Here is a 14439-nt window from a genome sequence, read left to right as displayed (position 1 = left end):
CCTTTTATCAACAGACTTATGTAATCATTATTTCGTGAAAGGAAGGATAGAATCCTTGATTTGCTCAATAAAGTGTCTTGCCGCCATGGAGAGATAATGGTCCTTCAACCATATAATTCCAGATGCCCCGCTCAAATTCGTCTCTTCAATCTTGATGACCGAAAGCTCATGTCCCTTGTGCATTTTCAGCACGACCTCAGGTACAATGGTCGCTCCGAAACCCGATGATACCAGCTCCAAAAGCATGGGGATATCCGAGCATTCGGACAAAAATTTGACTTCCAAGTTACGCCGGGAAAATTCCTCAAGAATCATATGGTACACCCCTAAGCCTTCGGTACTCGGTAAAATCAACGGATAGGCTTGCATCTCCTCAAAACGAATCACAGCAGCACACCGCTCCTCCTGTGTAGAAGAAACAAAATAAAAGGGTTCACTTTTCAAATGCAAAATGGAAAAATCATCGAGCTCAAGCGGGAAGCGAACGATCGCCAGCTCTATTACCCTTTCCTTGACCATCTTGCAGAGCTGAGCCGACTCGTTTTGTTGAATTTTATAGGTAATGTGCGGATATCGCTCTTTATATTTCCTTAATTCATCCGCTAATAAGTCGGAGGAGAGGGTGTTGACCCCCAAACTCAATTTTCCTCGTGTGCCATCGCCGATTTCTTTTACCTCAAGACGTGACTCATCCATATATTTCACGATTTTCAGTGCGTGCTTGTACAGGTTGACACCCGCTTCCGTCAGGTCCAAGCCTTTTTGGTGGCGGATGACTAATGGCACCCCCAAATCCTGCTCCAGGTTTTTCAGTTGCTGGCTTAATGGAGGCTGGGCCATATGCAGCCTTTTCGCGGCTGCCGAAATCTTTTTCTCTTCTGCAATCGCAATGAAATAGCGCAGTTGCTTGACATCCAAATGAAGCGCCCCCTTTTTTCTATACGAAAAAAATAAGCAACATGAACTTCATTAATATTTTTCGTATATCAGCTCTCATGGTAGCATAGTGACGTAACGTATAGCACTGAAAGCTGGAGCAAAATAAATCTCATGTTATTTGGGAGGAGATCGCAATGACAGCAAATCCGTTCATGCAGCAAGCAATCGAAATGGCGTACGAAAACACTTTGAAGAATCAGGGCAAGCCTTTTGGTACAGTCATTGTAAAAGACGGGAAAGTGATTGGGACAGGAGTAAACGAAGTTCTCGCTACTCATGACGTAACGGCTCATGCAGAAATGCAGGCCATCCGGGAAGCATGCAAAACATTGAACAGCCCTTCGCTCGAAGGCTGCGAAGTATACGCCAGCGGGCAGCCGTGCCCTATGTGTCTCGCCGCCATCTACTGGACAGGCGCCAAAACTGTTTACTATGCTTACACCGAAAAAGACGCCGCAGAGGTCGGCATGAGTACCAAGTACGTCTATGAACAGCTGGCGCTTCCTTATGAAAAACAAGCATTGCCGATCTTGCACCTGAAGAACGAAGACGAGGCAAAAAATCCATTTGCTCTCTGGAGAAAAACCATGAGAAGCAAGTAAGTAAGTTCTAAGGAGAAAAATCCGTGTCTATTCACCCATCGTTTCCACTACTATTAGTAAACATGTTTCTCGCTATGCTTGGCGTTGGCCTCGTCATACCGGTCTTACCAGAGTTTCTGAACGAATTCGGGGCAGGTGGACAAGCAGCTGGTTACCTGGTCTCCTGTTTCGGACTGTCGCAGTTTCTTTTTTCGCCCATTGCCGGCAACATTGCGGATAAGCGCGGCCGCAAGCCGATGATTGTCATTGGACTGAGCTTGTTCGCGATTTCCAACCTGCTCGCAGCCATCGCAGACCAGTTGTGGCTGTTGTTCGTATCACGCTTGATTGGGGGTGTCGGCTCTGCTGCTTTGGTCCCTTCGATCATGGCCTATGTGGCGGATATCACTACAAACGATCAGCGCACCAAAGCGATGTCGTATTTGGGGGCATCCATGTCCTCAGGATTTATTATCGGTCCTGGTGTCGGAGGATTGCTCGCTGAGTTTGGGATTCGAGCACCTTTTTACGCTTCTGCGTGTGTCGGTCTTCTCGCGATGGTATGTAGCATTCTCTTGTTACCGGAGTCACTTTCCTTGGAAACTCGCCTGCTGCGGCAACAATCCTCAGAAAAAAAACCTAACATTTTTTTACAGATTGCCCTTTCAATCAAGTCTCGCTATTTCGTTCTACTGTTCCTTGTCTTCGCCCTCACCTTCGGCCTTACTCACTTTGAAGCGATATACCCTCTATTTGTTGTACAGAGCTACGGATTTACCACCCGCGATATCGCCATTTTGATAACGGTATGCTCTTTGATCGGCACGTTTAATCAAATTATGCTGACGAGCAGACTGATTCGACGCTTCGGGGAAAAAACCACCATCAATTACACACTGCTGCTGTCCTCGATCGCTCTCGTCCTGCTTCTCATCTCGGGTCAATTTTTGTATGTGATGTTCATCACGATGCTGTTTTTCACATGCAACAACATCTTGCGTCCGACGATCAATACACTGCTCTCCAAGGAAGCTGGGGATGAACAAGGATTCGTGGCCGGAATGAACAATGCTTATATGAGTCTAGGGAATATTTTCGGACCCGCACTTGCCGGTATTTTATTCGATGTTCAAATCAATCTGCCTTATTTGTTCGGCGCCTTGGTCCTGCTCGTTGCCTATTTTGTCTCCATCAAATGGATCGAGAGCAAGAAAGCTGTCCCCAGTCTTGAGTTGAACTAAGGTACAGGATCAGAATCACACAGCGTTGCAGCAAAAAAAGACGGCAGGCGTGTATGGAACCTCTACACATCCAGCCGTCTTTGCTATTACTTCGCCAATTCGTAAATCGCTTGGGCGTAAATCGCCGTTGCTTTGATCAAATCATCTACCAGTATATATTCATCGCGCTGATGGGCTGTCAGGACGGCCTGGGAACAACGGTCCGAATGCCACCCCTACATCGAGCGAGCGTCCGTATGTAGCGCCACCGATGGCAATAATCCCTGCTTCTTCTCCTGTTTGCTGCGTGTACACTCGTTGCAGCGTGGTTACTAACGGATGGCCCGGGTCTACCCGATGCGGTGTCAAATGCTCGGCCACTTCCAGTGCGAACCCAGCCTCGGCACTATGCCCAGCTAGCACAGCAGACCATTGATCGAATGAGACAGAATGCGGGTAACGAATGTTGAGTCGAAATAACGCATCCTTGTCTGCCTCGTATTCCAGCACACCCGTATTCACTGTAAGGTCGCCCATCTCATCGTCATGATGCGCGATTCCTAAAGCCACACCGTAATGCTGCTGGTACAAATAACGGTCAGCAAAGCCGACATAAAGAGCTCCTCGTTCATCCAGCGTGAGCGTCTGCAAGAAATGGATCAGCTTAGTGCCGGCATTGACACCTTTGCTCGGGTCCATGCCATGTACCGAGACACCCTCCATTCGCAGATGCACGAGACCATCTTGTTCCTTTGCATTCCCTGTGAGTCCCGTCTTCTCCAAGTGCTCGCGATAGCTCTGTACAATCGTTTGGCTATCCAATCCGAGAGCCTCTAACGTCACTACGCCCTTATCAGGCACCATATTCATCCGCAAACCTGCCTGCAAAGATACAAGCCTCGCCTGCGCATTTTGTACAGCCGGAACCGACAAGCCCTGGAATGCTTCCACAGTCTGACGCAATGTCAGGTCAGTCAGTCCTTTTTCCGCGTAAATGAGCGGGAAGTCGGCATCTGGCGTAAAGCCCATCGTCGGCATTTCTTCTGATTCAAAATACGTTTTGACACATTGCCAGCTGGATTCCTCGTCCGTTCCCAAAATAAACCGTATCCGCTTGGAGAGAGGCAGCCCCAGCTCCATCACGATTTTGGCAGCAAAGATAGCGGCCATCGTCGGCCCTTTGTCATCGATTGCTCCGCGTGCGACCAGCCGGCCGTCTACGATTTCTGCCGCATAGGGAGGTGTGCTCCATCCATCGCCCTCAGGCACTACATCGACGTGGCTCAAGATACCGATCAATTCCTCACCTTCACCGAATTCGGCGTGCGCCGCGTACCCGCGGACGTCTTTTATCGTCATGCCTGCGTCCTCGCATACACCCAGAGCATAGTCCAACGCCTCACGTATTCCTTCGCCGAATGGTGCGCCTTCCCGGGCAGTGGCCGGGTCGAGTACGCTTTTGATTCGCAAAAAGGCTTGGGTAGTGGATAGCAGCTCTTCCCTTCTTTTCTCCGTTTCCGCAAGCCAATTAATGGTTGTCATCTTCTTGTTCTTTCCCTTCCGTTATGCTCATGTCTTCCATTCCGGCATCAATGTCGAGATCCAGCTCGACTAAAGACAGCAGCGATTCCATGGGCACTTCTTTTTTCGTAAATTCAGCTTGCGCCTCTTTGATTTCTTCCCGAATGTTGTTCATCTCACTGTCCAGCTTATAGGACGCCTTGGCAGCCTCGAACAGGCGCTGGCGAACATTGGACGGGATAATCCCCTCATACTTGTAATTCAGGGAGTGCTCGATCGTCGCCCAAAAATTCATGCCCAAGGTACGAATTTGAATCTCCACAGGGATCGTCACTTGTCCATCCGCCATCATTAACGGATACTCTACCGCCAAGTGATAGCCGCGGTAACCGCTTTCTTTTGGTGTGGAGACGTAATCCTTTTCCAAATAGACACGCATGTCTCCCCGCTTGCGAATCATTTCCACGACAGCGGGAATATCATCAATAAACTGGCAAATGACACGCACACCAGCGATGTCTCTAATCTCCCAGCAAATGTTTTCATCAATTGGAAATTGCAGGCGGTTTGCCTTGTTATAAATGCTGGGGATGGATTTTACCCTGCCAACCGCAAACTCAATCGGCGAGTGCTCCTTGCGCTTGCGCAGCTCATTGCGGATATTTTTAATTTTGACTTTAATTTCTTCTACAGCTTGCTCGAACGGCAGCAGATATAGTTCCCAATCTAGTTTGTGCACGCTTACGTCCCTCCGGCCCGAAACTCTCCATCGTCCTTATCATTCAACATTTTGGTTTGGATATCCTTCAAAATCGCAAAAAGAGACCAGTTTTCCTGGCCTCTCATCTTTCTTAATTTTCAGTCAAAACAAAGGATGACAACGATATGCGCAGGTCTTCTGCCATCTTAGCCAACTGATCAGCTGACTGGACAATCAGCTCCATAGCTGCACTTTGTTCTTCTACTGCTGCGGAAATGCTTTGGACTCCAGCGGCCGCCTGCATGGATGCTGAGGACACTTCTTGGGCTACAGTGACCACTTGTTTGGCGTCGGGAGCCATCCTCGTGAAAGCCTCACTGACCCTCTCCATTTCCTGCGATACCCGGATAATATTTTCCTCGATGCGCTGGAACATCTCTTTGGATTGACTGGCTGTTTTCATCCCGTGAGCGGTCGTTTCGGCGCCTTCTGCCATCCGAGCCACCGCTGCCTTTGTATCCTTTTGAATGTCGCTGATCATGTTCACGATTTGTTGGGTAGCCTCGTTTGTGCCTTCCGACAGCTTGCGTACTTCCCCTGCCACTACCGCGAATCCTTTGCCATGCTCACCAGCACGTACTGCTTCGATCGCTGCATTCAGCGCCAGCAAATTTGTTTGCCTAGCTATCTCGGTAATGACGGAAATAATCCGAGAAATATCCTGCGATCGCCTCTCCAGTGCATGAATGACATCAGTGACCCCTTCGACGGAACGATTGATTTCTTCCATGCTGACCATCACGGCCGTTACAGCTTTTCTGCCAGCCTCTGCATGTCGCTTCATTTCCTGTGATGATACCGAAACCTGCTCTACATTTTCCGTTACGCCTGCGACATCATTGGTCAAATCCACTGCTAACTGCAAGGTCGTCCCCATTTTATCCATCTGGTTGTCAGCGGACGCTGCCACCTGGTCTACGACTTGCACAATTTGCTGGCTAGAGGAAGCGATCTCACCGGTATTTCCGTGTATATCTCGTACCGCATAGGAAACGGAGGTCGCTGCCTGGCGTACCTGCTGCAAAATCGTATGTAATTGATCCCGCATGGTTAAAAGCGATCGTGATAGTTCTCCCAGCTCATCCCCTCGCTTCAATAGCTTGCTTGGGAATGGACTGGAAAAATCCCCGTGCCCAATCCGGTCAGTCACAGCGAGCAAGCCTTGAAACGAGCGGTGCAGCCAGTTTGCGGTGAACAATGAAATCGCGACAATGAGCAGCAAGACGACTCCGTTAAACACGACCATGGCGTTTTTAATGCGGCTCGGTCCTTCCAATATTTCGGTCATATCCATTTCTGCTAAAATCGCCCACTTCGCTTTCCCTATGTTCACCTGATCGTAGGAAACCAGAACTTGTTGTCCGCGAAAGTCTATGCTCTCTTCGGTGCCTGTAAACTGATCTGTATGGATGATCTTTTCGATGACAGGTGTTTCGACCTTTTGGTGCAGCAGCATCTCCTGTCCCGAGCCTATCTGGGAGCGCATCAGCTTGTCTGATCCAACCAGATAAATTTTGCCTGTCTCCCCTAGTCCCTCACGTTGGTTCAATTGCCTGGAGATATAATCCAGGGAGACCTCCACCGCTAATTGTCCGAGAATATACCCTCTTTCGTAGATAGGTGCTGCGATGAACACGCCAGGTGTATTTCCGGATGGTTCGTATCGTCCCAGATCGGACATTTCTGCGCTTTGCACTTTCAGTACGTTTTGTACGGTTTTCCCGAGAATCGTGTTTGCATACTGGCCGTTCAATAGATTGGTGCCCAGATCAGCCTGCGGATTCGTCTCGTACACCACATCCCCTTTATCATTCAAAAGAAATGCGTTGGCAAATCCATAGCGGGCTATCTCCATCTTCAGTTCCTTTGTAAAGGTATGCTCTGCCTCCTGATACGCAGGTGAATCCCGCCCCTCATGCCAGATGCCCTCAAACGAAGACAAGGCCGATATCACTGTTCCCGATGCAGCCAATGTATCCACGTTGCGGGCCCTTTCACGAAAGTAATTTTCGACCTGCTCCTTCTTGCTGTTGCGCAGTGCTTCCAGGGTAGCCGCACTTTCTTTCAGCAATGCTTGCTTTGTTTCCTGATAAGCAAATACGCCTGCTGCCGTTAAAGGTACAATTCCAGCAAGTAACAAGACAATGAGTACGCGCGCCCCCAATTTCATAGAAAAGCCCCCCATTTGACAATCTCTTCTGGCAAACTATTCTTTATGTTTGTGTACTTCTCATAAATATAGTACCAGAAAAGAAAAAAAGGAAGGCTCTTCCTAAAATATCAAACCGTTTCCATGATCATCGCAATTTCGTCGCACATGGGCAGCTTGGAACAATTGATACAATCCTTCCAAACTTTTTGCGGCAACGTTTCTTTGGCAACGATCCAGAATCCGCATTTTTCAAAGAACTCTTTTTGATACGTTAAGGCAAGTACCCGTTTGATTCCGATGACACGGCACTGCTCGACCAAGTGGAGAACCAAATGCTTTCCGACGCCTTTTCCTTTTGCCTTTTCAGAGATGGCGAGCGAGCGAATTTCGGCCAGGTCTTCCCACAAAATATGCAGTCCCGCCACGCCCACTACCGCGTCTCCGTCATGAGCGACGATAAACGACTGCAAATTTTCACAGACAGACAATTTGGTTCGCGGCAACATCAACCCCTGTTGTGCATATTCATTAACAATTTCCAACATGGCGTCAACGTCTCTCATCGTTGCCTGACGTACCGTCAGCGCTTTAGCAACACTCATTTTACACTCCTCCACTCCACGCTCTGGCAGCTTGGTATGATTTAATAATTATTCATTATAGTATATAAATATACAATCGACTTTCCCATAAGTCTATCCTTTTTTTAGCGTTTTTTGCCCGAACTTTGTGTATCAATTCTTTTGTAGGTAATGGTTGTGTTATAATCAAGCATACGAATCAGGGAGGTGTTTCTTTTTTGACGACAAGACGGGAACGAAAAAAGCGCGAGACTCGCGATAAAATCTTCAGTTCGGCTATCAAGCTATTCAAAACATTTGGCTTTGAAGCAACCACGATCGACATGATCTCAGAAGAAGCGGATGTCGCTCGCGGCACGATCTTTTTGCATTTCACGTCAAAAGAAGCCATCCTTGCCAACTGGGGCTACGAACGGCTGCATGAGATTGAGGAGCGCCGTGATGAGTGGGATTTTGGTGACGATTGCAAAGCAAAGGTGCTGCGTATTTATAAAATCATGAATGAAGTCACCATTACCAACTTTGACTTCATCAAGGTCGTGGTTGAATCTTCGATGAAGCATCGCAAAGTGCTGGAAAATGAAAAAAACATGTATTTTGAGCTGCGCCAGCTTTTTGCGGACTTGATCGAAGAAGCACAAGAAAAAGGACAGCTGAAAAGCAAATTCAATTCTCTCGTCGCTGCCAACATGCTGGAAAACATTTATTACAATGCTCTTTATGACTGGGTTCGTAATGAAGGGGCATGGGCATTGGAAGAAATTATGGAAGAGAAGGTCTCCATCGTATTCGAAGGGCTGGTCGTGGAAGAATCCTAGCGACCAGCCCTTCGTTTTCTTTTATTCAAAATAGGCCCATTTGTATTGCGCGTTCCCCAGTCCTGAAATAACGACGTCTTTCAGATTGGGGTTTTTTGCATATACGGTCGACTTGAAATAGAACGGAATAACCGGCATGTCGTCGACCAAAATCTTTTCTGCATCCTGTAGGATCGCTTTGCGCTTGGCAGCATCCTTTTCCTTGGAAGAGGCAGCCAGGAGATCGGCATACTCCTTCTTCTCCCATCTCGTGTGGTTATTGCCTTCCTTGGTTCGGAAAATCTCCAAGAAGTTGATCGGGTCGTTGAAATCACCTGTCCATCCCATCCGCGCTACCTGAAACTTACCATTTTTCACATTCTCGTAGTAGACGTTCCATTCCTGATTTTCCAGCTTAACATGCACACCCAGATTTTTCTGCCACATGTCTTGGACGGCCTGTGCAATTTTGGTCTGCGCATCTTCTGTATTATAGGAAAGGATGATTGGAGGCAGCTTGTCGATGCTGGCATAGCCTTCTTCTTTCATTCCTTCGGCGAGCAGTTGCTTCGCTTTTTCCACATCATTGTCCAGGAACAAGCCCTTTTCATTTTCGGCAAACATCGTTGGCGGCACCACCGCAGTAGCTACCAGCTCGCCTCCCTGAGTCACGTTGTCTACGATATCTTTTCGATTGATCGCGTAGGAGAATGCTTGCCGGATTTTCTTGTTATGGAATGGCTTTTGCTGCGTATTAAACTCATACCAGTACGTGCCTGCTTTTGGCGTGATCGCAAGCAATCCTTTGTCCTTGAGCGTTTCCATCGCATCGAGCGGCAGATTGCCTGTCGGAGCACCTGCCCAGTCCAGATCGCCATTCTCCAGCATCGACAGCTCTGTATTCGCGTCATTAATGATATTCATCTCGATCTTGGTCAGCTTGACAGATTGTGCGTCCCAGTAGTTTTCATTTTTCTCCAGGATGAGCTTGGTCTTATGCTCCCACTGGGCCAGCTTGAACGGACCGTTGGAGGTATAGGCAGGGCCTGCTTCCTTGGCCCAGTTCGGATTCTGGCTCACGACTTTGGTATTCAGTGGAAAATAGCTATAGAAAGCAGTCAGCTCCAGAAAGAACGGAGTCGGATTCTCCAATGATACGACCAAGGTCTTGTCGTCTGTTGCCTTAACGCCTACCTCTTCTGGCTTCGCCTTGCCGCTAAATGCCGCTTCTGCATTTTTTACATAAAACAGCTGATAGGCATACTCCGAGCCGTTTTTCGCATCCAGCACCCATTTCCAGGCGTTTTCAAAATCTTGGGCAGTCACTTGGTCACCATTGGACCATTTGGCATTGTCTCGAATCGTAAAGGTGTAAGTCAACAGATCATCCGAAGCCTTGATTTCACCTGCAATGGCCGGCTGCGGCACGCCATTCTTGTCAATGCGGGTCAGCCCTTCAAACGTCTGGAAAATTACGTTGGAAGACCAAACATCCGTGATGAGCCCCGGATGCAATGAGAGCGGTTCGGTAAAGTTGTTCAGTCGAAGCACTTGCTGAGGCTCTTTGGTAGGAGGAGCTGCTTCTGATTGCGTCGTCCCCGATGACCCGGGTTGTTCCGTTGGTTTTGCTGCTTCCTTTGTTTGTGCGCATGCCGCCAGCGACACGGATAAGCCTGCTGCCAGAATAGCTTTGAGCGTCTTTTGCCACCACTTTTTTTGCGATTTGATCATCGTCTATTCCCCTTCGTTTGGGAGCCGTTGATGCTCGATACGTTGTTGCCATTCTTTCAGCTCAGCCTTGATTTGATAAAGTTCTGCTCGCGTTTCCAGCTTGAACGCCTTCATTTCACTTTTGATGCAGGCCAGCTCGTAAAACAGCTTTTCCCACATTGCTTGTTCATGTCCCATATTCGCCTCCTTTCCAGGTCAGGGCACAGCGGGCAAACGAATCGTTACCAGTGTACCTTTACCCTGCTCGCTTTTGATTTGGACAGTTCCAGCCATGGACTCAATAATCCGACAGCTAACCATGAGGCCGAGCCCGGTTCCTTTTTCTTTGGTCGAATAAAAAGGAAGGCCGATCTGGGCAATCTGTTCTTTGGACATTCCTACGCCCTCGTCCCGGATGTAGATGACGATGTGCTCGTTGATTCTCTCTACTTTTATGAACAGGACTCCTCCACTTTGCTGCATCGCCTCGATGCCGTTTTTTATCAGATTCATCAAGGCTTGCTTCACCTTGGCGGAATTGCTGTAGATGAACAACTCCTCTCTGGAATTCGTCACGATTTCTACTCCGTTCATTACGGCATAGGAAGCCATGAGAGCCGCTACTTCCCCTACGACGGATGTAATCTCCAGACGCGACTTACTATCCGCTTGAGGCTTTGCCAAATTCAGGTAGTCGGATATGATGTATTCCGCCCGATCCAGCTCGTTTAATACCAATCGTATGTACTCATTCTTGTGCGGCTTGGTTTCCTCTCCCAAAAGCTGCACGAACCCGCGCACTACCGTAAGCGGATTGCGAACTTCATGGGCGACACTCGCTGCCAGCTCACTGATCAAATTCAGTTTTTCTGATCGTTCGACCTGGATGCGGATGATGTACGACTCTCGGATGAATTCCATTAAATAGGTAATTGCTCCGAATACAACCAGACTCAGTACACCAATTTCAGCTATGGGTCGCAAATGGGTATATATCTCCTCGGTCGACAAGTCATTCGAGAGGTATACCGCAAGCATTCCGAGCATCACAGACAACTGCTTCACGATGCCCACTAGCAGGATAACTCCCATCTTTTTGCGAAATGAATAGCTATACCACCGCTTCACCCACAGACAGGTAAGACTTGTATAGACAATACAACTAAAGATCGTGGCAACAATACCCTCTCCGCCGAGAGAGAGCCGAAAAGCAATCATGACGATAATCGTCAGAATGCCGGGGATATAACCAGCGTAAAGCAGGGTAATAATGATAGGTATCGAGCGAAAATCATACTGTAGATCATCACCGAATTGTACAGGGAAGCTCATACAAGAAATAACGCTTACGGAACTGAGCAAAACTACCAGAGATGTTTTGATATCCAGTTTGTGTAAATTTGAACGATCCAGCCAGACACTTTTGAACAATAGGACAGGGACGATAATAAATAGAAACTGCAGGAGAATGTCTTTGATGATTGGCATATCGGTTCCTCTGATCGTAATCAAATTTTTGGACTTTTCTTACAGAATACCATTTTTTCCAGTCTGTCTGGAAGGGACATTTTCAACATCTGGTAGAGTCGATGTTTTTGTTGCGATGGCCCTTACATTTCCCTATGATGAAGAAGAGCTTGTTTGAAGACCTTGGAGGTAAGACATACACATGCGAAATGGTATTAAGCGTGAAGATATTGAATTGTTGGCCCCTGCCGGAAATTGGGACTGTTTAAAGGCTGCCGTTGCTAACGGAGCGAATGCTGTCTTTTTTGGAGTAGAAAAGTTCAACGCCCGCGCGCGAGCGGAGAACTTCCATATGGCGGATTTACCTGAGATTATGTCCTATTTGCACATGTACGGTGTAAAGGGATTTCTTACTTTTAATATCCTGGTATTTGAAAATGAATTAGAGGACGCTCGCGAGCTAATCGATGCCTGTATTCATGCCGGGGTAGATGCGGTTATCGTGCAAGACCTCGGTCTCGTAAAGCTGATTCGTGAAATCTCGCCTGACTTCCCGATCCATGGCTCTACGCAAATGACGATCACCTCACCGGAAGCAGTGGAGTTTACCAAGCCTTTTGATATGGAACGTGTCGTTCTGGGCCGGGAAAACTCGCTGAAAGAGATCAAAAAGATCGGAGAGAAAGCAAAGCTTCCTATGGAAGTATTTGTGCACGGAGCGCTATGCGTCTCCTATTCAGGACAATGCTTGACCTCTGAGATGTGGGGAGGCCGCTCCGCCAACCGCGGTGAATGCGCCCAGGCATGCCGCTTGCCCTATGATTTGATGGTAGATGGAGTCCAAAAAGAAATGGGCAACATCGCTTACGTGCTCTCGCCAAAAGATTTGGCTGCCATTGATCTGGTACCTGAATTGATTGAGGCAGGCGTCACTTCCTTTAAAATCGAAGGACGTCTGAAAACGCCGGAATACGTAGCGAACGTCGTGAGCAAATACAACGCTGCGATCGAACGCTATTTTGCAGGTCAAGACATAGGTCCAAGTGAGCAGGAAGTTCGCGAATTGCAGCAAAGCTTTTCTCGGGGCTTCACCCACGGATTTTTGACCGGGACAAACAACAAGCAGCTCGTTGACGGATCGTTCCCGAAAAGCCGCGGCGTATTTTTGGGCACAGTCAAAAAACTGATGAGTAGCGCTGTATTAGTAGAAGTCACCTCTCCCGTAAAACGCGGGGATGGCATCGTATTTGACGCGGGAGACCCTACGCAAAAAGAAGAAGGCGGACGCATCTACGATATTCTTACACGCGGCAAAAAGGTAGAAGGCGAAGTCCAAAAAGGTCTGTACGAAATCGTTATGGGCCGAAATGACGTCAACCTGAAGCGTCTCCACGTAGGGGACCGCGTATGGAAGACCAGCGATCCTGAGTTGGACAAACGTCTGCGTAAAACATTTGAGACGGAAAAGCCGTACCATACTTTCCCATTAGCTGTTCATGCGAGCGGCAAACTTGGTGAAAGCTTACGTGTGACGTGGGTAGATAAAAAGGCGAATCACGCCGTCACGGTTCCATCGGAAATGGCTTTGGAGGCCGCTCTCAAGCGTCCTTTGACCGCAGAGCTTTTGCATGATCAATTGAGCCGTCTGGGCGGAACCTTGTTTCATCTGGAAGCGGGCGATTTGACCGTTGATCTGGACACAGATTTGATCGTCCCTGTCAGTGAGCTGAACCGTATGCGTCGGGAAGCAGTAGAGCAGCTGATGTTCCTGCGTTCCAAACCACCTGTCTACCATCATCACGATGTTAACGTGTACGCAGATGTTCCTATGAAGCAGCCTGTGGAAAAACCGCTGTTGACTGCTCTTTGCCGTTCGCTTGAGCAATTGGAGGCCGCTGCACAGACCGACGTGGATTTCCTCTACGCTGACTTTGAGTTCGTCAAGCAGTATCCAGAAGGAGTCAAGCTCGCGCACAAATACGGGAAAAAAATCGGTATTGCAACGATGCGCATCCATATGCCGGATGAAAACGGCGTACTGGCGCTGATCGCGAAAAGCAAGCCTGATGCGATTCTCGTACGCAATACAGGGGCACTTTACTACTACTTGTCACGCAAGGGTGAAATCGACATTCCGCTGATTGGCGACTTTTCGCTGAATGTAGCCAATCACAAGGCTGTGGAGCTGTTCCTCGAGGCTGGTCTGACACGCGTCACGCCATCCTACGATTTGAACATTCAACAGATGGTCGATTTGCTCAGTCGCTCCAATGCGGCAAATATGGAACTAGTTATTCATCAGCACATGCCAATGTTCCACACCGAGCATTGCGTTTACTGCACTTTCATGAGCGAAGGTACTGATCATACGAACTGCGGAACGCCTTGTGAAACTTCCCGCATCTCGCTCAAGGACCGTGTAGGTTTTTCCCATCCGGTTCGCGTAGATACTGGCTGCCGCAATACGGTCTACAATGCGATTGACCAGTCAGGTGCGGAGTATTTAAAAGAATTCCGTTCATTGAATGTAGGCAGCTATCGGATCGAGTTCCTGGAAGAAGAGCCAGAGCGTGTAGCGGAAGTCATCAGTCTGTATCGCAAAGCACTGCGCGGAGAAGTAAGCGGCACACACGTATGGCGTACCCTCAAGGCAACCAACCAATTGGGCGTCACTCGTGGACAGCTGACGAAATAACATCCTGTTTTGAAGA

Annotated in this window: 11 protein-coding genes and 1 pseudogene; 4 read left to right on the top strand and 8 right to left on the bottom strand. The window is 48.4% G+C overall.

All coding sequences use genetic code 11. The features are described 5' to 3' along the window. Positions 1-27 precede the first annotated feature (27 nt). Complete coding sequence (locus ACIFQN_RS30995) at positions 28-918, bottom strand: LysR family transcriptional regulator (RefSeq protein WP_429836904.1); 891 nt, start codon at positions 916-918, stop codon at positions 28-30. Positions 919-1073: 155 nt separating this feature from the next. Between ACIFQN_RS30995 and ACIFQN_RS30990 the strand changes: the two genes are divergently transcribed. Beyond that, positions 1074-1541 (top strand): nucleoside deaminase, encoded by a 468-nt coding sequence (locus tag ACIFQN_RS30990; RefSeq protein ID WP_429836903.1) that lies wholly within the window; start codon positions 1074-1076, stop codon positions 1539-1541. Positions 1542-1564: 23 nt separating this feature from the next. Continuing rightward, positions 1565-2761: an MFS transporter gene (locus tag ACIFQN_RS30985; RefSeq protein WP_429836902.1), complete on the top strand. Its 1197-nt coding sequence runs from the start codon at positions 1565-1567 to the stop codon at positions 2759-2761. 86 nt (positions 2762-2847) lie between these two features. Here the strand turns inward: ACIFQN_RS30985 and pepV are convergent. From pepV to ACIFQN_RS30965, 4 genes and pseudogenes are all read right to left on the bottom strand, one after another. Next, a pseudogene (pepV, locus tag ACIFQN_RS30980) lies at positions 2848-4282 on the bottom strand (dipeptidase PepV). After that, a complete protein-coding gene (locus ACIFQN_RS30975; RefSeq protein ID WP_429836901.1) occupies positions 4269-5000 on the bottom strand; it encodes a GTP pyrophosphokinase in 732 nt (243 codons plus the stop codon). The pseudogene pepV and the gene ACIFQN_RS30975 overlap by 14 nt, the downstream one beginning before the upstream one ends. Positions 5001-5112: 112 nt before the next feature. Beyond that, on the bottom strand, positions 5113-7191 hold the full coding sequence (locus ACIFQN_RS30970) for a methyl-accepting chemotaxis protein (protein ID WP_429836900.1): 2079 nt from the start codon (positions 7189-7191) through the stop codon (positions 5113-5115). Between the two features lie 110 nt (positions 7192-7301). Continuing rightward, on the bottom strand, positions 7302-7775 hold the full coding sequence (locus ACIFQN_RS30965; protein ID WP_429836899.1) for an N-acetyltransferase: 474 nt from the start codon (positions 7773-7775) through the stop codon (positions 7302-7304). A 197-nt stretch (positions 7776-7972) separates the two neighbouring features. Between ACIFQN_RS30965 and ACIFQN_RS30960 the strand changes: the two genes are divergently transcribed. Further along, a complete protein-coding gene (locus tag ACIFQN_RS30960) occupies positions 7973-8572 on the top strand; it encodes a TetR/AcrR family transcriptional regulator (protein ID WP_429836898.1) in 600 nt (199 codons plus the stop codon). A 21-nt stretch (positions 8573-8593) separates the two neighbouring features. Here the strand turns inward: ACIFQN_RS30960 and ACIFQN_RS30955 are convergent, their stop codons facing one another. From ACIFQN_RS30955 to ACIFQN_RS30945, 3 genes are read right to left on the bottom strand one after another with little or no spacing between them, the layout of a single operon-like run. Further along, positions 8594-10282, bottom strand: a complete 1689-nt coding sequence (locus ACIFQN_RS30955; RefSeq protein ID WP_429836897.1) for a peptide ABC transporter substrate-binding protein — start codon at positions 10280-10282, stop codon at positions 8594-8596. Positions 10283-10285: 3 nt separating this feature from the next. Further along, complete coding sequence (locus ACIFQN_RS30950) at positions 10286-10459, bottom strand: hypothetical protein (RefSeq protein ID WP_429836896.1); 174 nt, start codon at positions 10457-10459, stop codon at positions 10286-10288. 18 nt (positions 10460-10477) lie between these two features. Next, positions 10478-11749, bottom strand: coding sequence for an ATP-binding protein (locus tag ACIFQN_RS30945; RefSeq protein ID WP_429836895.1), 1272 nt, complete (start codon positions 11747-11749; stop codon positions 10478-10480). Positions 11750-11930: 181 nt separating this feature from the next. On the opposite strand from ACIFQN_RS30945, the gene ACIFQN_RS30940 reads away from it, so the two are divergent. Next, positions 11931-14423, top strand: a complete 2493-nt coding sequence (locus ACIFQN_RS30940) for a DUF3656 domain-containing U32 family peptidase (RefSeq protein ID WP_429836894.1) — start codon at positions 11931-11933, stop codon at positions 14421-14423. The last annotated feature ends 16 nt before the right edge of the window (positions 14424-14439 follow it).

This window comes from Brevibacillus sp. NRS-1366, assembly GCF_050467985.1.
This window is presented reverse-complemented; position numbering and strand designations above follow the sequence as displayed.

Excerpts from the sequence above, each read along its gene's own strand:
- ACIFQN_RS30990 (WP_429836903.1), top strand. The coding sequence starts at position 1,074 with ATGACAGCAAATCCGTTCATGCAGCAAGCAATCGAAATGGCGTACGAA.
- ACIFQN_RS30940 (WP_429836894.1), top strand. The coding sequence starts at position 11,931 with ATGCGAAATGGTATTAAGCGTGAAGATATTGAATTGTTGGCCCCTGCC.
- ACIFQN_RS30955 (WP_429836897.1), bottom strand. The coding sequence starts at position 10,282 with ATGATCAAATCGCAAAAAAAGTGGTGGCAAAAGACGCTCAAAGCTATT.
- ACIFQN_RS30950 (WP_429836896.1), bottom strand. The coding sequence starts at position 10,459 with ATGGGACATGAACAAGCAATGTGGGAAAAGCTGTTTTACGAGCTGGCC.
- ACIFQN_RS30965 (WP_429836899.1), bottom strand. The coding sequence starts at position 7,775 with ATGAGTGTTGCTAAAGCGCTGACGGTACGTCAGGCAACGATGAGAGAC.
- ACIFQN_RS30945 (WP_429836895.1), bottom strand. The coding sequence starts at position 11,749 with ATGCCAATCATCAAAGACATTCTCCTGCAGTTTCTATTTATTATCGTC.
- ACIFQN_RS30970 (WP_429836900.1), bottom strand. The coding sequence starts at position 7,191 with ATGAAATTGGGGGCGCGCGTACTCATTGTCTTGTTACTTGCTGGAATT.